This is a genomic window from Mucilaginibacter sp. (assembly GCF_965200995.1).
Lineage (GTDB): Bacteria > Bacteroidota > Bacteroidia > Sphingobacteriales > Sphingobacteriaceae > Mucilaginibacter.
This window is the reverse complement of record NZ_OZ241743.1, coordinates 2,976,058-2,997,355: the sequence shown is the minus strand read 5'-3', so window position 1 is coordinate 2,997,355 and position 21,298 is coordinate 2,976,058. Positions and strand designations below refer to the sequence as shown.

The 21,298-nt window shown below is 44.6% G+C and carries 20 protein-coding genes; 12 read left to right on the top strand and 8 right to left on the bottom strand.

Features of this window, described 5'->3' with window-relative positions; translation table 11 throughout:
- Positions 1 to 11: 11 nt before the first annotated feature.
- The 5 genes from ACY652_RS13840 to ACY652_RS13820 form a co-directional block, all read right to left on the bottom strand.
- Entirely contained in the window at positions 12 to 524 is a 513-nt protein-coding gene (locus tag ACY652_RS13840; RefSeq protein ID WP_462264973.1) for a nuclear transport factor 2 family protein, read from the bottom strand.
- A gap of 27 nt (positions 525 to 551) precedes the next feature.
- A complete protein-coding gene (locus ACY652_RS13835) occupies positions 552 to 1,007 on the bottom strand; it encodes a cupin domain-containing protein (protein WP_462264972.1) in 456 nt (151 codons plus the stop codon).
- A gap of 16 nt (positions 1,008 to 1,023) precedes the next feature.
- Positions 1,024 to 2,007 carry an aldo/keto reductase gene (locus ACY652_RS13830; RefSeq protein WP_462264971.1) on the bottom strand — a complete coding sequence of 328 codons (984 nt, stop codon included), beginning with the start codon at positions 2,005 to 2,007 and terminating at the stop codon, positions 1,024 to 1,026.
- Between the two features lie 20 nt (positions 2,008 to 2,027).
- Positions 2,028 to 2,879 carry an aldo/keto reductase gene (locus ACY652_RS13825; protein ID WP_462264970.1) on the bottom strand — a complete coding sequence of 284 codons (852 nt, stop codon included), beginning with the start codon at positions 2,877 to 2,879 and terminating at the stop codon, positions 2,028 to 2,030.
- 90 nt (positions 2,880 to 2,969) lie between these two features.
- Entirely contained in the window at positions 2,970 to 4,574 is a 1,605-nt protein-coding gene (locus tag ACY652_RS13820; protein ID WP_462264969.1) for a carboxylesterase/lipase family protein, read from the bottom strand.
- Between the two features lie 199 nt (positions 4,575 to 4,773).
- Here ACY652_RS13820 and ACY652_RS13815 point away from each other — a divergent pair, with 199 nt between their 5' ends.
- The 6 genes from ACY652_RS13815 (at position 4,774) to ACY652_RS13790 (ending at position 11,079) form a co-directional block, all read left to right on the top strand.
- Complete coding sequence (locus tag ACY652_RS13815) at positions 4,774 to 5,670, top strand: helix-turn-helix domain-containing protein (protein WP_462264968.1); 897 nt, start codon at positions 4,774 to 4,776, stop codon at positions 5,668 to 5,670.
- Positions 5,671 to 5,770: 100 nt separating this feature from the next.
- Positions 5,771 to 8,032 (top strand): xanthine dehydrogenase family protein molybdopterin-binding subunit, encoded by a 2,262-nt coding sequence (locus tag ACY652_RS13810; protein ID WP_462264967.1) that lies wholly within the window; start codon positions 5,771 to 5,773, stop codon positions 8,030 to 8,032.
- 30 nt (positions 8,033 to 8,062) lie between these two features.
- Positions 8,063 to 8,539, top strand: a complete 477-nt coding sequence (locus ACY652_RS13805) for a (2Fe-2S)-binding protein (RefSeq protein WP_462264966.1) — start codon at positions 8,063 to 8,065, stop codon at positions 8,537 to 8,539.
- Complete coding sequence (locus ACY652_RS13800) at positions 8,536 to 9,135, top strand: hypothetical protein (protein WP_462264965.1); 600 nt, start codon at positions 8,536 to 8,538, stop codon at positions 9,133 to 9,135. The genes ACY652_RS13805 and ACY652_RS13800 overlap by 4 nt, the downstream gene beginning before the upstream one ends.
- A 743-nt stretch (positions 9,136 to 9,878) precedes the next feature.
- Positions 9,879 to 10,610 (top strand): helix-turn-helix transcriptional regulator, encoded by a 732-nt coding sequence (locus ACY652_RS13795; RefSeq protein ID WP_462264964.1) that lies wholly within the window; start codon positions 9,879 to 9,881, stop codon positions 10,608 to 10,610.
- Between the two features lie 58 nt (positions 10,611 to 10,668).
- Positions 10,669 to 11,079 carry a VOC family protein gene (locus ACY652_RS13790; protein ID WP_462264963.1) on the top strand — a complete coding sequence of 137 codons (411 nt, stop codon included), beginning with the start codon at positions 10,669 to 10,671 and terminating at the stop codon, positions 11,077 to 11,079.
- A 122-nt stretch (positions 11,080 to 11,201) separates the two neighbouring features.
- Here ACY652_RS13790 and purN read toward each other — a convergent pair whose 3' ends face one another.
- Together purN and ACY652_RS13780 are read right to left on the bottom strand one after the other, a co-directional pair.
- Positions 11,202 to 11,789, bottom strand: a complete 588-nt coding sequence (gene purN, locus ACY652_RS13785; RefSeq protein WP_462264962.1) for a phosphoribosylglycinamide formyltransferase — start codon at positions 11,787 to 11,789, stop codon at positions 11,202 to 11,204.
- Between the two features lie 42 nt (positions 11,790 to 11,831).
- Complete coding sequence (locus tag ACY652_RS13780) at positions 11,832 to 12,770, bottom strand: alpha/beta hydrolase (protein WP_462264961.1); 939 nt, start codon at positions 12,768 to 12,770, stop codon at positions 11,832 to 11,834.
- Positions 12,771 to 12,874: 104 nt separating this feature from the next.
- On the opposite strand from ACY652_RS13780, the gene acpS reads away from it, so the two are divergent.
- The 6 genes from acpS (at position 12,875) to ACY652_RS13750 (ending at position 19,748) form a co-directional block, all read left to right on the top strand.
- A complete protein-coding gene (acpS, locus tag ACY652_RS13775; RefSeq protein ID WP_462264960.1) occupies positions 12,875 to 13,249 on the top strand; it encodes a holo-ACP synthase in 375 nt (124 codons plus the stop codon).
- 2 nt (positions 13,250 to 13,251) lie between these two features.
- Positions 13,252 to 14,544, top strand: coding sequence for a flexirubin biosynthesis putative acyl-CoA ligase FlxY (gene flxY, locus ACY652_RS13770; protein ID WP_462264959.1), 1,293 nt, complete (start codon positions 13,252 to 13,254; stop codon positions 14,542 to 14,544).
- Between the two features lie 283 nt (positions 14,545 to 14,827).
- Positions 14,828 to 16,777, top strand: a complete 1,950-nt coding sequence (locus ACY652_RS13765; RefSeq protein ID WP_462264958.1) for an AAA family ATPase — start codon at positions 14,828 to 14,830, stop codon at positions 16,775 to 16,777.
- Positions 16,778 to 16,959: 182 nt separating this feature from the next.
- Positions 16,960 to 17,202, top strand: a complete 243-nt coding sequence (locus ACY652_RS13760) for a hypothetical protein (RefSeq protein WP_462264957.1) — start codon at positions 16,960 to 16,962, stop codon at positions 17,200 to 17,202.
- Positions 17,202 to 17,858, top strand: a complete 657-nt coding sequence (locus ACY652_RS13755) for a zeta toxin family protein (protein ID WP_462264956.1) — start codon at positions 17,202 to 17,204, stop codon at positions 17,856 to 17,858. Before ACY652_RS13760 ends, ACY652_RS13755 begins: the two co-directional genes overlap by 1 nt.
- A 333-nt stretch (positions 17,859 to 18,191) precedes the next feature.
- Positions 18,192 to 19,748 carry a glycoside hydrolase family 28 protein gene (locus ACY652_RS13750; RefSeq protein ID WP_462264955.1) on the top strand — a complete coding sequence of 519 codons (1,557 nt, stop codon included), beginning with the start codon at positions 18,192 to 18,194 and terminating at the stop codon, positions 19,746 to 19,748.
- Positions 19,749 to 20,052: 304 nt separating this feature from the next.
- On the opposite strand, the gene ACY652_RS13745 is transcribed toward ACY652_RS13750, so the two are convergent.
- The gene (locus ACY652_RS13745) at positions 20,053 to 21,108 is read right to left on the bottom strand and encodes a hypothetical protein (RefSeq protein ID WP_462264954.1); all 1,056 of its coding nucleotides are present in this window, start codon (positions 21,106 to 21,108) and stop codon (positions 20,053 to 20,055) included.
- Positions 21,109 to 21,298 lie beyond the last annotated feature (190 nt).

Below are 21,298 nucleotides of genomic sequence, written 5' to 3'. Positions count from 1 at the left end.
ACGGTGCAGGATTAATGTTGTGATGGTGTGGCTTGCGAAATGTTGGTTTTCATCTTAACCGGCCTAACCAAGGTAGAAAAAGTAAGAGAGCCCATCTTCCATTTACCGTTCTCTTTCAGATACACTTCAGTTACCATAAAAGCATGAACCACTTCGTTGCCGCCAACCACTGCCAACAGGTCAATGTCGTTGAGCAGAATGGCCGTGTTACCGAAAATGTTAACTGAAGCGCCATAGATGTCAGCCTTTTTATACCAGATAAATCCGTTTTTGATGGTATTTAGCTCCTGCGCTTTGCCCCAACTGCCCCCCATGTGTACAAAAACGCATTTGTCCGCAAATAAGCCGTCTAAGGACGTTACATTTTTGTCGGCCATCCATTGCCACTTGGTTTTTGATAAATCGAGAATCTCCTGTTCTTCTTTGATAGGGCTGGCTGCCGGCGAATTAGGTAGTTTCGCTTGCGCCATTGCAAAATGTACACCGGAGATGCACAAAATTATACCTAATAGTAATGCTTTCATGTTATTGATTTTAATATTGCTGATTAATTATTTAGCTGCACTCTTATACTCCGCTTCGGTAACCCGTTGTAACCATATAGTTTTTCCCTTTTGCGCCGGTGTAACAGCAACATACGCGAAAGCAGTATTTGGTGCTGCCCCATGCCAGTGCGAAACGCCGGGCAGGCACTTAACCACATCTCCTTTATGTACCATCTGGGCTGGCTTTCCTTTCTCCTGGTAGTAGCCTGTTCCATCCGTAATCATCAGGATTTGACCCGCCGGGTGAATGTGCCAGTCCAGCTTAGCCGCTTTCCCGTAGGTAGCGACTGCTACGCTGTAATTGAAAGTGCTGTCCGGCATACTTAATTCATTAAGCCATATAGTGCCGGTATGATTGTCAGTTTTAGAAATCCCGCCTCTGGGAAATATATCACGACTTTGGGCAAACCCCTGGCTTGCCATTATACCCATCAACAGGGCCGTTAAAAGTATCTTTTTCATTGTTTTAATTTATAAATTAGCGGTTTACCATTTTTTGTGCCTGCGCTGAGTAGCGATGGCCTTGTACTTCAAGACTAGCAAGGGCACTATTAATTTTCTTCAGGTCACTTTCTGTGAGTTCTATATCAGCAGCACCTAAGTTCTCCTCTAAACGGTGCAGTTTGGTGGTACCCGGAATCGGTACAATCCAAGGTTTTTGTGCCAGCAACCAAGCTAAGGCAATCTGTGCGGGTGTTGCATTGCTTTCCGCAGCAATATTGCCTAAAAGGTCTACCAGTGCTTGGTTAGCCCTGCGGTTCTCTTCTGAAAAACGGGGAACGGTATTGCGGAAATCAGATTTATCAAAGGTGGTGCTTTCGTTAATCGCCCCTGTTAAAAAGCCTTTCCCCAGCTGACTGAATGGCACAAAGCCGATGCCCAGTTCTTCCAGCGTAGGCAGAATATCCTGTTCCGGCTCGCGCCACCAAAGGGAGTACTCACTTTGCAACGCCGTTACCGGCTGCACGGCATGCGCTTTACGGATAGATGCCGCACCGGCTTCCGAAAGACCGAAATGTTTGACTTTGCCTTCTGTAATCAAATCTTTAACGGTACCCGCAACATCTTCCATGGGCACATTGGGGTCAACGCGGTGCTGGTAGAACAAGTCGATTACATCAGCACTTAAACGCTTCAGGGCAGCTTCGGCCACCTCGCGTATGCGTTCGGGGCGGCTATCAGCACCCAATGCCGGTTTGCCCTCTTTGAACCCAAATTTTGTAGCAATAACAACCTGGTTTCGATAAGGGGCTAAAGCCTCACCTAATAGTTCTTCATTGTCAAACGGGCCATAGGCTTCGGCCGTATCAAAAAAGGTTATGCCGCGTTCTACCGCTGCATGCAGCAACTTAACGGCTTCTGTTTTATCTATTGCGGGTCCGTAGCCAAAGCTTAAACCCATACAGCCTAAGCCCAGAGCAGATACTTCCAGGCCGCTTTTTCCTAATTGTCGCTTTTTCATGTTTTTCTTAGGATAGGTATTTAGTTATTCAGTTTTCGTTCACCCAGCCATTTCACCATTTTCGGATCACGGTGATTAAAGAAACTGCTGGTATTGGTATCCAGTGTTTTGATTTGTTCCATTTCCTCCGTAGTCAATTCAAAATCAAGGCTGTTCAGGTTTTCTGCCATGCGTTCCCTGCGGACTGATTTAGGGATAGCCACCACATCGCGCTGGGTAAGCCAGCGCAGGATCACCTGTGCGATGGACTTGTTGTATTTCTCACCAATCGTTTTTAGCAACTCATTCTTAAAAATGTCGTTCTTGCCTTCAGCAAACGGCCCCCAGGATTCAATCTGTACGTTGTTTTCCTGCATGAACTGCCGGGCATCGTGCTGCTGGTGAAATGGATGTGTTTCCACCTGGTTAACCGCAGGCGTAATCTCGTTATGAATAATCAGGTCAATCAGACGGTCAGGATGAAAATTACTTACTCCAATGGCTCGTACTTTACCTTCTTGGTACAATTCTTCCATGGCCCGCCACTCACCATACACATCACCAAAAGGCTGGTGAATGAGGTAAAGGTCAAGGTAATCCAGTTGCAGTTTCTTCAGCGAATTTTCAAAAGCCCTCTTTGTTCCTTCATACCCGTTCGACTGTATCCAAAGCTTGGTGGTAATAAACAATTCCTCTCGGGCAATACCGCTTTGCTTGATGGCCTTGCCTACGGCTTGCTCGTTCATGTAGGATTGCGCGGTATCAATCAGGCGGTAGCCGGTTTCAATAGCATCCATTACGCTTCTTTCACATTCGGCCAGGTCAGTTACCTGGAATACGCCAAACCCTAAAATGGGCATCTCAACCCCGTTATTTAACGTTACTGTTCTCATAGTTATATTTTAAGTGATGGCTGCAAAGGTCATACCTTTATTCGTGGCAAACAGGATACGCATTACGGACATTTCTACCATTATTACAGGTTAATTCAGGTTGCCCGACGTAACTGCTTTTTCAATCACATCCAACCTTGCTTTTTTAGGGTCAGGCTTACCCACTGCTTTACCATCAGCCTGAATTTCCAGCAATTCATTCTTTTTAGGATTATATACAGGCCATGGTGCTAAGCCTTTTCCATTAGGGTTTCCGGTTTTGGCAAAGTTTGCCCAATAGGTGTTCATCATTTTAGCTACTGCCTCGTCTTTGAGGTCAATAGCTGCATTAGTTCTGCTTCTCAGGTTATCAAATACATAACCAATCTCCGAAGCATGGGCTGCGCCATAATGCATCCATTGCTGTACGGATGGAGAAACATAAGAAAAGAGATAAATATAAGCCGGTGCACCTTTGGCAGCAAAGGCCCTTGCTGTAAATCGTGCTGGCTCTGCCCAAACCTTATCAGTATTTACCTGGGTGAGCATCTTAGGAAATTCCGTATTGCCGTCCGCATCATAAACCGTACTTGCTTCGGCCTTCATTGATCCGAACAAATTCAGCAAGGCTTCTTTCGAATTGGCATTAACAAAGCCTGCAGGAACTTCGGCGCTGTTTGAACCGATGATGAGCGGAACTTTGGCACCTCTGCCTGCTTCATATGCGCTTTGCGCCGTTTCGACCACCAGCTTACCGTCCAGAATAGGCCCTGAATAAATTGGCGCACCGCCTTGCCCGTCTGTCTCCTGCCCGCCGTCTACAATATCAGCAACCGGCAGCGCACGTAGTTTTGCCAATTCCGCAGCATCTGTTCCGGTAATACCATGCCTTTTGGCAAAGTTGATACCTATTGTTTCTGCAGAAATGGGGTAATATTTGTCACCATTCTCTTTACTGATCGGTCGCCCTGTCAATACGCCATTTCTTCCGCCACCAGATTCTACAATTGCCTTTTGGAATAATCCTTTCGCGCTGGGAATGGTCAATAGTGACTGTACAGAAACACCGCCTGCTGACTCTCCAAAAATGGTCACGTTCTTTGGATCTCCACCAAATGCGGCGATATTTTGCTGTACCCATTTAAGCGCCGCAATCTCATCCATATAAGCGTAGTTGCCTTTCGGTTCTTCCGGATGCTCTTTGCTTAGGGCCGGGAAAGCGAAGAATCCCAATCTGCCAACACGGTAGTTAAAAGTGACCAGCATCACACCTTGCTTAGCAAAGTTACCACCGGAATAATCAGGTTGCGAACCGCTCCCTGCCACAAAACCGCCACCGTATATCCAAACCATTACAGGAAGTTTAACACCTGCATTGGCGTTTACTGGCCTCCATATGTTCAGATACAGGCAATCTTCAGACGATGAAGGCGAGATGGCAGTACCATTGCGCGGCCAGCCCATCTGGGCAGGGTCTGCACCAAATCTATCCGCGTCCCGCTCACCTTTCCATGCTATTACTGGCTGTGGTGGGCGCCACCGAAGTTCGCCAACCGGCGGTGCGGCATAAGGGATACCTTTAAAGGTCGATACATCTCCCTCAGTAACGCCACGCAGTGTACCATAAGCTGTTTTCACTGTAGGGCTGTTAGCGGTTTGCTGGGCATGGGCCGATACGGCGATTAGCAATAAAGTTCCTGTTAAAATTCTTTTCATACGTCCTGTAGGTTAATATTTAGGTTAGTGGCAAACGCTGCCGCTATATGCAGATTTACCGATTATACAAAAGTCAGCTGTTTGTCGGATCAGAATAGTATACAGATTACGGATGTTTCTACCATTATTACTGATTTGCCTCTTACCGTATACAATCCGTTAATTTATAATGTAAATTCGAATCAATAAGAATGTGATTATGGATACCATGCGCCGTTTTAACACCATTAGCGAGTACAACGCCTTTAACAATAACGAAACCAAGCACCCGCTGGTTAGCGTGATTGACTTGTCTAAGGCTGACCCAAGACAAGGCTCACAGATGTATTTTGGATTTTACATCGTGTTTTTAAAGGATGTAAAATGCGGGGATCTGGTGTATGGCAGAAACACTTATGATTATCAGGAAGGTACCTTGGTTTTCATGGCACCCGGACAAGTTGCAGGTGTTAACAGTAATGGTGAGTATTACCAGCCCAAGGGCCATGTGCTTGCTTTTCATGCGGACCTGATTCATGGTACATCACTTGGCCGGCACATTCAGGATTATAACTTCTTTGAATATCAATCCAACGAGGCGCTGCATTTATCGGAGAAAGAAAAGACCATTGTACTCGATTGTTTTTCGAAGATCGATTATGAACTCGAACGCGGGGTGGACAAGCACAGCAGGAAACTGATCGTATCTAACATTGAGTTATTTTTGGACTACTGCATTCGCTTTTATGACCGGCAATTTATAACCCGTGACCATATAAGTGCCGGTGTTATCGAAAAGTTTGAAACCATGCTTACCAATTATTTTTTTTCAGATAAACCGCAAACCACTGGTTTACCTTCGGTTGCTTATTGCGCAGATGAGTTAAACCTGTCGCCTAATTATTTTGGCGATCTGGTGAAAAAGGAGGCCGGTAAAACAGCACAGGAATACATCCAGTTCAAACTTATTGACATGGCCAAGGAAAAGATATTCGACGGGGATAAAACCGTAAACCAGATTGCATATGAACTGGGATTCAAATATCCTCAGCATTTTACCCGGTTGTTCAAAAAACGGGTAGGGCAAACACCGCTGGAGTACCGTAACCTGAATTAATGCTGCAATTAACATACTTTTATAAACACAGAAGATAAGTTTACCTCTTACAATCAGTAGTTAGAGCCAAGAAACAACATTAGCAAACCAATCAACTCAAATGGAGAAGACTAAAACTAATTTCGGCAGGCGTACCTTTCTTAAAGCATCTGCCCTTGCCGGCGGCGGATTGCTGATCCAATTCAGCGCCCTTGCTAAATTGGGGCTTGATGCCAAAAGCGTTACCGCAGATAATTCTGCACAATGGAATGAACTCACCGGTTATATCAAAATAATGGATGATAATGTGGTCAAGATCCTTTGCCCGAACCCGGAGTTTGGCCAGAATGTGATGACTTCGCTCCCTATGATGGTGGCTGAAGAGCTGGATGTGAACTGGAAAGAGGTAGTAGTAGAAATGGGGCCGCACGATAACACCAAATTAGGTCCTCAGTTTACGGGGGGAAGTAACTCGATGCGGATGTACTGGAAACCGCTCCGTGAAGCGGGAGCAGCAGCCCGAAATATGTTAATGCAGGCAGCAGCCCAAAACTGGGGGGTACCAGTAGAGGAACTGAGTACAAAGGCCGGCGTGATTGTACACACAAAAAGCGGCAAAACAGGGAAGTACGGCGATTTTGCCTCCAAGGCCGCTATCATCCCGGTACCTAAAGGCGTTAAATTAAAGGATGTTCAAAGTTTTAAAATAGTCAGGCATCCGCAAAAAAACGTAGAGGGTGCAAAGATTATAAGCGGCAAACCTCTCTTCGGGCTGGATTACAAACAAGAAGGTATGCTGATTGCCATGATTCAGCATCCGCCTGCGTTCGGTATGACTTTTAAGTCTTTTGATGGATCTCAGGCTTTAAAGATGCCCGGTATAACAGATGTTTTTAGTTTTAAATTATATGATGACGGATTTGAACAGGGCGGCTTTGATACGCGTACGTTTAATGATTTGATTGTTGTAGTGGGTAAAACCACTTGGCAGGTAATGCAGGCACGTAAAAAGCTGGTAGTGGAGTGGGTGCCCGCCGGCGATACCAAAGATTATATGGCTGGCAGAGGTGGGAAAAGGGAGGTGATTGTTCCCGGCGAATTGGAAAGCACCGACGCTCAACTGGAGAAAATGAAGCTTTACGCCAGTAAGCCTGCGCAGCAATTACGCAAGGACGGTGACCCGGAAACGGCGTTTAAAAACGCGGCCCAAATTATTGAACGCACCTATAATGCGCCATTCCTGGCCCATAACTGTATGGAGCCGATGAATTTTTTTGCGCATGTTACTGGCGATAAGGCTTTAGTGGCCGGCCCGTTGCAAGCTCCGGGATGGGTAGAGCCGACGCTTTCAAAAATACTGAAGCTCCCTGCTGATAAGATAGAGATTCAAATGACCCGCATGGGTGGTGGCTTTGGTCGCAGGGCCTACGGGCAATATGTAATAGAGGCTGCGCTGATCTCGAAAAAAGCAAAAGCGCCGGTTAAGCTCATTTACAGCCGCGAAGACGACACTACCTATGGCATTTACCGCCCTATGTATACGGCCACCTACCGCGCGGCGTTAGATGCAAATAAGAATGTTATTGCCTTTCATGTGAAAGGCGGCGGTATCCCGGAACATGCCATTGCGGCCAACAGGTTTCCGGCCGGCGCTATAGATAATTACCTGGCTGAGGGATGGGAGATACCATCTAATATTACGATTGGCGCTTTCAGAGCGCCAAGATCCAATTTCAATGCAGCTGCAGAACAATCTTTTTTAGATGAACTGGCCGAAGCAATGGGTAAAGACCCCATTGATTTCCGCTTGGAATTGTTAAACAGGGCTAAAGAAAACCCCGTGGGCAAGAACAATGAATATGATGCTGACCGGTACGCCGGCGTATTGAAACTGGTTAAAGAAAAATCCGGCTGGAACGGCCCGGAGCAAAAAAAGTACAGCCGTGGCGTAGCGGCATACTTTTGCCATAACTCTTATGCGGCGCACGTGGTAGATATGACCTTAAAAGACGGGCAGCCATATGTGGAACGAGTGTTTAGTGCAGTTGATTGCGGTATCGTTATCAATCCGGATGCGGCAGCTAATATGGTGCAGGGTGCGGTAGTTGACGGTATAGGAAACGCATTGTATGGCGGATTGACGCATAAGAACGGTGTGGTTGAGCAAACTAATTTTCACTCCTACCGGATCATCCGTATGCACGAGGCACCTAAAAAGGTGGAGGTTCATTTCGTGCAAAATGATATTGACCCAACCGGTTTGGGAGAACCACCATTTCCTCCGGTATTTGGTGCGGTGGCCAATGCCTTGTATAAAGCTTTAGGCAAGCGTTATTATCAGCAGCCTTATACCTCTCCGCAACCGCAGATACCCATTGTTTGAATTATAAATTATATCCATTAATACATATTAATGATGATTACATTAAACATTAACACAAAAACTTATAACATCGACATTGACCCGGACACACCGCTATTATGGGTGCTCAGAGATACCATTGGTCTTGTTGGCACCAAATATGGCTGCGGGGTAGCGCAATGCGGTGCCTGCACTGTGCACCTTGATGGCGAGGCGGTCCGCTCTTGCGTTACCAGAGTAAGCCGTGCCGCCGGTAAGAAAATAGTCACCATTGAGGGCCTGGCTGAAAAAAATGACCATCCTTTGCAAAAGGCCTGGCTGGAGCTGGATGTTTCGCAATGCGGATATTGCCAGGCAGGGCAAATCATGTCGGCCGCTGTGCTGCTCAGGGAAAATAAAAATCCTACAGACCAGGACATTAATGATGCCATGGCAGGTAACATCTGCCGTTGCGGTACCTACCTGCGCATACGCGATGCTATTCATTTGGCCGCAGAGTTTCAGCGAAAGGAGACTTCAGCAAAATGAAAAAAACATTCGTTGTTATTATTGGCTGCCTTACCCTCATGATTACCATCATGGCCTTTGGTTTAAACAGTCCAAAATTATCGCCTCCGGAACTTGTGGCCAAAAGGGATAGTGCGGCTTCGGTTGCAGCTTTCAAGCAAGTATATACCGTTTTAATGAGTCCGCGCTGTATGAACTGCCATCCTTCGGGCAATGTTCCTTTACAAGGCGAAGACAGCCATTTGCATACCATGCTGCCGAAAAGAGGCATTGATGGTAAAGGCGTGTATGCCATGAAGTGCAGCAATTGCCATCAGCCAACCAATACTCCAGGCTTGCACATGCCGCCCGGCAACCCCAAATGGCATTTACCACCGGCTAATATGAAAATGGTTTTTCAGGGCAGAACGCCACGCCAGCTGGCAAAGCAGCTGGTAGATTTTAAACAAAATGGCAACAAGGATTTCCAAAAGTTGATCAGGCACGTCGATGACACGCTTGTTAAAGCCGGATGGAACCCTGGTGAAGGCCGCAAACTGCCTCCAATGAGTCATGCAGCATTTAAGAAAGTATGGCTTACCTGGCTTAATACCGGGGCTTATGCACCAGCTAAGTAAATGGGATGATAACTATATACTTACCAACAATGTAAAGAACCTCATTAATAATTTGGCCGAGCCAATTTTGGCTATCACTAAAGTAAATTTAGGTACAATTATTTGCTGCATAAAATATTACTACCCTCAAATGCAGTGTGTAATTAACAAGGTTACTTATTTGTGTATTGCAGTAGTTTAAGCAAAGAAACTTATATACTTTTTAAGCTTATCTAAATTAACGTTCATCTGTTTTTTGTATTTGGTTTTACCACATTCTAAATATCTTTTATAAAGGTGGTTGAAATTTGCCTCTGCAGGGCCGTATAATCACAAAAACGTCCTTTCAGTATTGATAAGGACGTTTTAATTTATTACAATCCCGCCAGGTCATAATTATCTGATAGCTGATTAGTTACTGGTTCCAACATCGGCAATTCACCTTTAAAATGTTTATCAAACGAAAAGCATTACAGTTAAACCGATATACAATTCGATTTTAGCTTTATGAAGTAATATAGGTAAATTAAGATAGCTGAATTAACAAGATGTATACAAAACGGACAATCATCAGGCGCCGGAATATTTTTGAGATTTACACCAGGGCATTGTTGAAAAACGCTTATATAAGCTATTGCTATTTGTACCGATTATAAGGCTGCCAATTAAAGAAGCGAATCAAAAATCAGCAGAGCGCCATAAAAAACAGTACCGGTTATCATTTAAAAATAAGGTAATTTTACGCTCCTTGTCATGCCCCTGAAATGAATGATAATGATGTAAAACGGATTTCAAGACTTACGGCAATAGTTACACAACTGCAAACTAAACGCCTGTTAACGGCTACGCAGCTTGCTGATCGCTTTACTGTAAGCATCAGAACTATTTACCGCGACATTAAAGCTTTAGAACAGGCTGGTATACCCATATTAACCTACGAGGGCAAAGGTTATACCCTGATGGAAGGCTACAGGGTTCCTCCGGTGATGTTTACGGAAAGTGAAGCCAGCGCTCTGGTAATTGCAGAACAATTGATTATAAAAAGCCAGGATACTTCACTGATTAAAGAGTATACAGCCGCTATCAGCAAAATAAAAGCGGTGCTCCATTCCCAGGAAAAAGAGAAGATGGAGTTGCTGTCCAACAGAATTGCTGTCAGCCAAATGGTTCCTGCTGCCGGCTCCAGTGATTTACTTACGCTTATTCAGCATGCATTAACCGCTTTTAAAGTTTTGGAGATCACCTACCGGTCAACCGATCAGGCCGTAATACCTGAGCGCCTTGTAGAGCCTTTTGCTTTGTATTACAGCTTACAGGAAAAGTGGTTACTGATTGCTTACTGCAGGTTAAGAAAAGACTTCAGAATGTTCCGGCTGGACAGAATACTTACAATCAAACCGCTTGAGGCAGTGTTCGAACCGCATAAACTCACCCTTGGACAATATTTAAAAGAAAAAAAAGAAAAATTTGTTACCCCTGACATACCCTTGTCATAAGGCTGCCTCATCTTTGCGTTAACAAAATGCAATATTCCATAACATTAAAAGCAGCATTATGAACCTTATATCCATTAGGATCATTACAAACGACGTTAGAAAACTGGTAACGTTCTATGAGCAGGTAACCGGCATAGCAGCCATATTTTACACTGAAGATTTTGCTGAATTGCAAACCCAATGCGCAACGCTGGCTATTGGAAGCACCAGAACCTTACAGCCTTTCGGAGGTGATGAGGTGGCTAAAGCGGCCCAAAACAGAACAGCCATAATAGAATTTTTAGTAAAAGATGTAGAGGCCGATTACAATCGGTTAACTGAATTTCACCATCAGGTGGTGCAGCAGCCTACCTTAATGCCGTGGGGCAATAAATCTCTTTTGCTAAGAGATCCGGATGGTAACCTGGTTAACCTGTTCACCCCTGTTACGCCAGAAGCAATTAATAAGTTTGAAGACAAAATAAGTTAATGCTTATCAGGCGACAGCCACAAAAAACCGCTTGAATGGTTAAGCGGTTTTTTTATTTAAAACTCACAATCACACTACAATCCGGAGGCTTATGGTTTGATACAGGTATTGCCGGCCAAACTTTATGTTTTCTTTAAATGCGGCGTGTTCACCAGCATTTCTATTACCCGCGGCAGGTGGTAATGCTCCAGGTGCTGACCTTTTAGCTTGATTATTTCCAACGTATCATCAGGCTCAATCTTGTACCTGGCCTGGTGGATGTGTTCGCCCTCATCAAAATGCTCGTTCACAAAGTGGATGGTAATACCGCCTTCGGTTTCCCGCGCTGCCAGTACGGCCTTGTACACATGGTCGCCGTACATGCCCTTGCCGCCGTATTTAGGCAGCAGCGAGGGATGAATATTTACAATCCTGTTAGCGAAAGCTTTTAATAACGATTCGGGAATGAGCCATAAAAACCCGGCCAGTACAATCAAATCCACCTGCAAGCCTTTAAGCAGCCGCACTATATCTTCAGTTTGGTAGAACTCCTGCCGGTTAAAGGTGTGCGTTGGAATTTCAAAGTTATCCGCCCGCTGCAGCACATAGGCATTCGGATTATTGGCCAGTACCAGCACCACTTCGGCCTGCGCATGGTGCTGAAAATGCTCCATTACCTTTTGGGCATTGGAGCCTGAACCTGATGCAAATATGGCGATGCGGTTTTTCAAAGTCGCGGGTGATATCTACTGCCAAATATAAGGTTTCAACAATTACTTTGCACTTGCTACGTAAGGGTATATAAAATCAGCCGCAAACTGGCCGGCCTCGGCCCAGCGCTCCTGCGTATCTTTACTGTACCCGAAAAGCGGGTTAAAGTGCTTTTGCAACTGATGCGCATACCCCTGAAATACTTTCAGGTTATTCGGAATCTTTAATGCGGTTGCTTTTTGCTGTATGGCCTTGCTGCCGTAAATGCCGCCGTTTTCGTCTACCTTTTGCGTAAACGGCACATTACCGTCCTCGCTGCCATGTGCGCTTACAATAGGCACCCGGGCGTTTTGCAGGTAATTGATATCAAACAGCGCTCCCCAGAAGTTAATTACCGCCAGCGCCTTTACCCTGCCTTCGGGCCTGATGCCCGGCGTTGTTTCCTGCCCTAATTTAATAAGGTCCGCCGGATTGCAATAGGCGGCCTGCAGGGCCGTCATACCCCCGGCGGAGTTACCGCCCAGGATAATACGGCTGGTATCAATCCGGTAGCGGGCGGCGTTGGCCTTAAAGTAGGCAATGGCCTGCTTCAGGTTCTCGATAGCAACATAGCAGTTCTTCTTGGTACCCGCGTAATTGAACGACAGGCTTTTGTTAAGCGTGTAATTGATAGAGGCGCATACATACCCGCGCTGTGCAAATGTCTGGCTCCACAAGGTAACATCCTTGTCCGCCTTCGACCCGAATTTAAACCCGCCGCCGTGCATCCAGATCACCAGCGGCCGTTTGGCGGCATCATCGCCTTCAGGCTGATAAAAATCATACTGATAGGTTTTATCCTTATCAGAAACGCCATCGGCCGAATAACTTTGGTCTTTATCCACCGTTATACCGGTAAAAATCAAATCCTTGTACCGGCGCCCGGCGGTTTTTTGCGCGTAGGTCAACTGCGTGGCTAAAACCAAAATCAGCAGTAAATTAATATTTAGTATCTTTCTCATCTGCATTAAACTTTTGCCGGCCCGCCCGTCTGTGGCTGTATAAGCCTGCCAAATGATGTTTTTTAGTACATTTGATAGCAGAACACTTTACTTAAGCCATTACCATGATAGCAGGGCTGGGCACCGACATTGTTGAAGTGGAGCGCATTGCTGCCAAGATCAAAAAAGACAACGGTTTCAGGGAATTAGTGTTTTCACAAACCGAAATTGATTATTGCGAGCGGCAGGCCCGCCCGTATGAAAGCTACGCGGCCCGCTTTGCGGCCAAGGAAGCATTTTTTAAAGCTTTGGGTACCGGCTGGCTGAGCGGCACTGCCTTTAACGAGGTGGAAGTGCACCATGATGAGCAGGGAAAGCCACAGCTTAGGTTTTTGGGCGAAACCGGGCAGCTTATGCATACCATTGGTATTACCCAAACCTGGTTGTCGCTCACGCACGTAAAGGAAATGGCTTCGGCTACTGTAATTATTGAAAAATAACCATGCAATTATACCCTACCGACAACTCTATCCTGAATTCCGGCACGGCAGGGCAGGAAAAGCGGCTGCAGCAACTGTTAAGTTACCTGGCCGCCCACTCGCCTTACTACCACCAACTGTTTACACAGCACCAGGTACAGGTTGATCAGATCAAGACCCTTAGCGATTTAACCCGCCTGCCCACCACCACCAAGGAAGATTTGCAGCGCCGCAACTGGGATTTTTTGTGCGTGCCGATGGACAAGGTGGCCGAATACACCTCCACCTCGGGCACGCTGGGCGGCCCGGTAACCATTGCCTTAACGGATAACGACCTGAACCGGCTGGCTTATAATGAGTACCTGTCTTTTACCTGTGCCGATGGCAGGGCAGGCGATGTATACCAGCTGATGCTCACCTTAGACCGCCAGTTTATGGCAGGCATTGCCTACTACATGGGGCTACGCCGAATGGGGGCCGGCATCATCCGCCTGGGGCCGGGCGTGCCCGCCCTGCAATGGGAAACCATTAAGCGGCTGCAACCTACCGCTATTGTGGCGGTACCCTCGTTTATTTTGAAGCTGATGCAGTACGCTAAAGACAATGGCATCGACATCAACCAATCGTCGGTAAAAAAAGCCATCTGCATTGGCGAGAATATCCGCAATACCGATTTCAGCCTGAATATTCTGGGGCGCAAGATTACCGATAGCTGGACCATAAAGCTGTACTCCACCTACGCCTCTACCGAGATGCAAACGGCCTTTACCGAATGCGGACAGGGAAAAGGTGGCCATCATCAGCCCGAACTGGTGATTGCCGAACTGCTGGATGATAACGACCGGCCCGTAGCCCCCGGCACCCCCGGCGAACTTACTATTACCACACTGGGTGTAGAGGGTATGCCCCTGCTGCGCTACAAAACCGGCGACATTTGCCAGTACCTCACCGAGCCATGCGCCTGCGGCCGTACCAGCATGCGCCTGAGCCCCATTATGGGCCGCAAAAAGCAGATGATTAAGTTTAAGGGCACTACGCTGTACCCCCCTGCCCTGTTCGACCTGCTGAACGAGCGCGACGAGATTTTAGATTACGTGGTGGAGGTATACGCCAACGAGGTAGGTTTGGATGAAGTACTGCTGCACATTGTACCCGCCGAAACCACAGAGGAGTGCGACCACCGCATCCGCGCCTACCTGCAGGCCCGCCTGCGTGTGAGTCCGCATATTAAGTATGTAACGATTGAGGAGATTCAAAAGATGCAGTTCCCGGAGATGATGCGGAAAGCGGTGAAGTTTTTGGACAGGCGGAGTTAGACGGTAGTTGTAAATTACGTGTAAACTTCAGCGTTGGGAATTTTGAAGAACAGATAAGCTGGAAGCTTATTGCATGTTAGGTCTAAGTTACGCTGCGCTAAACTTAGACCAGTTTAGGGATTTCTGCCGATATACTGCTTACAAAACTTAAATGAAAGTCACTTAACTCATTTTTGAATTAATAATCAAAAAAGATAGTTTGTAAACAGTTAACTTTATAAATCATTTTTACATATTTAAAATACTGTTTATTAAGAAATAAATTACCCATTCCAAAACGAGGATGTACCTATCACGATTATATATTGAGAACTATCGTTCTATACAAAAAACCGATCTGGAATTTGAGCCAGGTAAAAACGTTATAGTTGGTAGAAATAATAGTGGTAAGAGTAATATTCTAAAAGCTATTGACTTAATATTGGGTGAATATTCACCCACATATGATAAATCTGAAAACATTACCGATAACGACTTTTTTGGTAGTATTACAAGCAAACCAATATTCGTTTGGTGTGAAATACAGCGAGAGAAGATTCAAGATGAAAGTTTAGAAAGCATTGATTTTTCGGGTGTATATAAAACTGTTTTTTCCAAAATATTCGCGGATAAGGACCGAAAACAAGAAATAAGAGTACGAGTAACAAATTTCAACAAGAACGAAAAGTTTGAAATTTTTAAATTCACTACTGATAAAGGACAAGCTCGCATTGATGGTGGAGAGTTTTTTAAAAAGTGGATTGGAGGTAAACCTTATTGTAACGGTTGGACTTTTGATAAAGAGTTTGCTGACAAGTCAAGTTTTGCTTTAGCTTTTGTTGCCTATAAAAATAATGAAAAGCTAAAAAAGGAACTTGTTTTCCTCTACCGTGAAAGAACAGATTTAGATTGGATAGTTGGATTAGGTTGTGGCCTTCGAAACTCTATAATTCAAAGTGCTATCATACCTGCATTCAGAGACCCGAAAGATCAATTGAGGATCAATGCTTATACTTGGTTCGGTAAATTATTAAAGGCCTATGTTAAAACAGACAATGAAGATTTGAATAATGCTTTTTCAACTGTCCAAACTGTATCTAATGAATTGTTTATAGATTTAAAGAAAACAATTACAGAAAAAGAACTTGACATAGCGTTTCCAAATACTTCAATTTCATTTCAATTTAACCCAAATTCTAAGCAAGATATTCATAAAAGTACTTTAATATATGTAAACGATGGGTTTAACAGTGAGTTAAAAGACAAAGGTGCTGGAATACAAAGTGCAGTTATTATTAGTCTGTATGATTTTTACGTTACTTATATTGCGCATACAGGCAGTTCGTTACTCGCTGTTGAAGAACCAGAGTTATACTTACATCCCCACGGAAGGCGAGTAATAGCAAATCGACTTTCGCGCTTCGTTGATGGTGGGAAGAACCAAGTAATCATTACAACTCATACGTCAGAATTTTTATCTAATATTTACGAAACGCAAAATATTATATGCGTTCAAAAAAAACAATCAGCCACAACGGCGAGAAATATATATTTTAATACTCCTAAAAGAAAGCAAATTCTGATTAAGAAACAAAATGCAGAATTATTTTTTGCAGATTCGGTTATTTTAACTGAAGGTGCAGACAAATATTTTATTGAAGAAGCAGCACGATGCTTTGCCAAAGAAAACGTATTTCGAAATAGTAATGGTGTACTGGTAACATTACCCAGCAACTGGATAAATGATTATAACATTTCGATCATTAATTGTGGTGGTAAACATGAATTGTGGAAATACGTTGAGATACTCTCGGAATTGGGAGTTGAATATACAACAACTGCTGACTTTGATTTTTTGCGGACAGGCTTAAGTGAGTATTTCACAAATTTGCAATTTGATAAATCAATAGTTGACAACCTAAATGCTCTTAAATCTAAAATATCCGGTGTGATAAATAACGGGAAGTACAAGAGTATTGGGCAATTGAATAGTGAGGCGTTAATCAACGAAGTTAAGAATTATCTGCAGGATTTATACAAATTTAACCTGTTCATCTTTACAGGAGAACTTGAAAATTTCTATAAAATAAAACCGAACTTAGATAAAGAAGCGGGTGTAATTGAAACCTTAAGCAAGCTAATTGAAGAGAATCGGCCTTTAAGAGACTTCATAGACACCACAGAATATTATAACATGTTTGAGAAATTTATTTTTCAAACTCAGGCTTTAACTAAGGCGGAAGGTGAAAGTTAACAAAGCGGTCGAAAGTATTGTTGAATTTTCAACCCTGTTCTTCGAAGTTTGTAACCTCGAAGCGGTATGCCTTTAGTTTACAACTACATTTTTACTGCCTCAAGTCGATGTTATCACCCTACCCTTGAAAGGAAAACATCTCTGACAACCCATCCAAACCGAAAAATTGACTAATTTGCGTTATGGAAAGATCTGCTATTGTTGACCGCTTATTAACTAACATCAACAACATACATGAGTTAGGCAGGCAGCGTGCATTTGAGCTGGGCAACCCTTTTTATGCCAAGCGTGAGGGCGATGGCGATTACTATCATAAAGAACTTCCTTCGGGTGAGCAGTACCTGGTAAAGGTTGAGATTATAACTGATGAAAATGATATACCCATTGAGGTAAAGGACACCATCATTAAACAGTTACAGCCTTAATGAGAACACCAGAACTGGTATTTGTAACCGGGCCAAACGCAGCCGGTAAATCGAGCTTCATCCGTACCCGTTTAGGCGAACTGACTGATTTCGAAGTTATTATGACTGATGTATACAAAGGCAGAACCAAAGCCATATTTAAAGAGGCTCTGGCTAACGGTAAAGACATCATACTTGAAACGGTTTTTAATGATGTTAGCTTCAAAAGCCTGGTTGATGATGCACGTAACGCAGGCTACCACACTTCACTTGTGGTATTGTTTTTAGATACGCCCCAGCATTCATTAGAGCGCGTAGCGTTCCGCAGCGTTGAACAAAACGGGTTGACCATCAGCGGAAGTAACATCAGAATAAACTTCAATGAAAGCTTTAAAAATGTGTCCGCCTATTATTTTTACTTCGATCAATCGGACTTTATATACACGGGAGTTACAGGCAGTAACATACTGATTATGAGTTTCCAAAGAATGGTACTTACCAACTATGCTGAGAACGAATTACAATATCCGCAGCAATTTGCAGATTATGCATTCCGGCACGATCGTCTGAAAGAGGAAGCTTATGCCATAGTTAAAAACAACAAAACTTATAAGCACCCGGTAACGGAAATACCATTGGCTGATAACCACAACAAAGGATGCCGGTTTAAGCTTTGATGCCTGTGGTTAATGTTGTTACTGCACCAGCCAAAGTATGGGTTAACCAAGCTATGTACTTATCAGGTGGTATGTTGGAACAAGTTTAGCATCCCATCACAATTTCGATCTCCAAACACTAATAGACATGGTACCGCAGCAAGCTTAGATCACCTGTTCTTCAAAGTTTGTAACCCCAAAGCAGTAAGCCTTTAGTTTACAACTACATTAATCTCTCCATTATTCCCTACTAACCTTTCAAGAAAAAGATAAGTACGTTAACTGATGGTCTGCCACCTATTTTCAATCCTTATAGTTGCAAACGAACGGAAGTATCACTAATTTCAACCTGTTATGAAGCCATTTTATTTGCTGTGTTTTTTATTGATTAACGCTTTTACTTTTGCACAAACCAAACCGTATAGCATTGCTGATTATGGCGCCGTTGCTGATGCGCGAACCATTAATACCAAAGCGATACAAAAGGCGATAGATGATTGCACCGCCCACAATGGCGGCACCGTTGTGGTGCCTGCAGGAACGTTTATTACCGGAACGCTGCATTTGAAAAGCAATGTAAACCTGCACCTCGAAAGCGGCGCTGTGCTTAAAGGCAGTGCCAACCTTAAGGATTATGACAGCTTTACCCAGCCGGTTTATGGCTTAACTTATTACGGCATGTTTTATACGGTGGATGCACAAAATGTTTCCATCACCGGGCAGGGCGTCATAGACGGCAACAACGCTGCTTTTCATGATTTTGATCATGCCAAAAAGATAGATGCAAAGTCCACCAGTTTTAGCCGGCAAAAGGGCAACTACCGCCAGGTAGCAAGCGGCATTGGCGACGGCCCGGTGGTACCCCATCAAGACCGGCCTCATCAAATGCTGATCTTCTCCGGCTGTACCCACGTGCAGGTAAGTAATGTTTCGCTGCTGAATTCGCCGTTCTGGACTTTACATTTTGCGGATTGCGATGCCGTACTGGTAAACGGCATCCGCCTGTGGAGCGGAATGCTGATCCCCAATGCTGATGGCATAGATGTAACCAGCTGCAGTAATGTGGTGATTACGGATTGTGATATTCGCGCCGGAGATGATGCGCTTGCCATTGTGGGCTATGATCATCATTTCGAACTTCCCGGCTTTTCGGGTAAAAGGCATCTGTCTGAGAACATCATCGTTTCCAACTGCAACCTGCAATCTTCCTCCAGTGGCATCCGCATCGGATTTTTGGATCAGAACACGGTACGTAACGTACAGGTGAGCAATGTGAACATTACTAATTCGACACGCGGAATCGGCATATTTTTAAGAGATGAGGGGTCATTGGAAAACCTGAGCTTCTCCAACATCAATATTGAAACCCGGTTACATACCGGCGACTGGTGGGGCAACGGCGAGCCGATTCACATCTCTGCAATACGAGGCAAAGAGAAGGTAAAATTAGGAACCATCAGGAACGTAAAATTTGATCATATCACCTGTAAAGGCGAAAATGGCTTATTGGTATATGGCACCGAGGAGAGCCGGATTGACGGCCTTTCCTTTAATGATATAAATTTTGAATTTACCGACAGCAAGTTGAATGAGGTGGCCGGTGGCAATATAGATCTAAGGGGCGTAATGGGTGATGAAAATCAGATCTTTCAGCGCGATATTCCCGGCTTACTCATCCGTTACGCGGATAACGTTTACATCAACAATTTCACCCTGACCTGGGCACACCCGCGAATGCCTTACTTCACCCATGGCATTGAGGCCGACCACTTCAATCATCTGCAGGTAACTAACTTTAATGGCACAGCTTCGCCACTCAACAAAAAAGCAGTGCGTATACATTTAGAAAATGGCACAGGATTCAGAACCGACAATACTGAAGGTGTTTCAAAAAGTGTTTCAAACAGATAGGCAAAGCCAGGCTTTGCCTATCTGAATATTTTCCTGCCTGCGGTTGGTGTGATCATTGCACCACACCTCTTATTCATTGCAGGCAGCAGCTAATATTGCTTTTTATTGCCGTTTATCGCTTTTTATCGCCGTTTATGGATAAATAATCAGCACTTATGAAGTTCTTTTTGCTGTTGATACGCCGTTTTGGCCCTTTTCAAAAGAATGTTAACGGCTGCAAAAAACCATATCAAGAGAGCACTTTACTTTCCAAAACCTGAAAGTGTTCACGCCTTATGGACGTGAACACCCGGTAAATCAGCAGTTATAAACTCAACCCGTCCGACCAGTCTACATGGGTAAATTTGTGCAGGTTAAGCGTGGGGAACACACGGCGTACACGCTGGGTACCGGAGTTAAAGAAGTCGCCCCGCTCACGCCATTCGGTTTGCCGCGCCCCACCGTTGGATTCAGGGTCGCCCATAATGAGCACCTTTTTTGCGCGGTGCAGCAATTCGCCGGCTACCTCAGTGATAATTGCATCATTCTTGCTTATACCGTCAATTTTGCGCAGCCATTTGTTGGTGCTGAGCAAAAAATCAAAGGAGTATAAACCTAACAGGCAGCGGCCAAAAGGCGTGGCTGGCAGGTGATCCCACTGCATGTGGCGGTTAAAGCTCTCCACCTTGCGCCTGAAGCCGGGATACACCTCATTGGTATCATGTATCAGCATGGCATAATCAAACTGCCATCGCAGCGGCGCCTCGTACAGGGCGGTCAGTTCCCAGGCATTGTGCTTACTGAAGGCGTAAGACACGCCATCAATCGTTTCATCATTATCTTCATTGCAACCGTTCACTACCACCTTAATGCGCTCATGCGAAATACCTTCAGCCAGTAGCTCCTTAATCAGTTTGGGTACAATCTTTTTATAAAAGCTAAAGCAGGAGGCAATTACATATACAATTTCTTCGGTGCCGGTAGTTTGGGTGTGCGGTATGAGGCAAAGTTTCTGCGGGAGTTCCGGTTCGCTGCAATAATAGCCAATGGGCATACCGCCCAGCGTTTGCTGCCAGGTAGAACTGGGAATAAATTTGTTATCAGCGCCCACAAAAACAAAGGCTTCATCGGCGTCAACACTGCCATAGGCATAAGGTTTCCAGTAACCTTCGTTGGGATTACTGTAGCCGGTTACCCGCCCGTCGGGCTGCATGGTCATCACACCTATCGGCATAATGGTAAAGCCTTCGCGGGTATCGCAGTAACGGGCAAAAAGGTGTGGCGTGCCAATCAGGGCATCCATATCTACACCAGGCTGTATGATGAGTTCAGTTGATTGTATGTCTGTTTTCTGTTGGGTGGTTGATAAATTTTCAATCATTTGATGTAAAAGAAACACTTAGGGTATTCGCTTACTAAAATATAATTAATTTCATAAATGCCGGTATTTATTATTTAATAATCTATTTATTTAACCAAAATAATACGATTCTTACAATACAATCTTCATTTATACCGAAACATAAAGGCTCCTGCACAGTGGAACATGTTCCATTGTGCAGGAGCCTTAT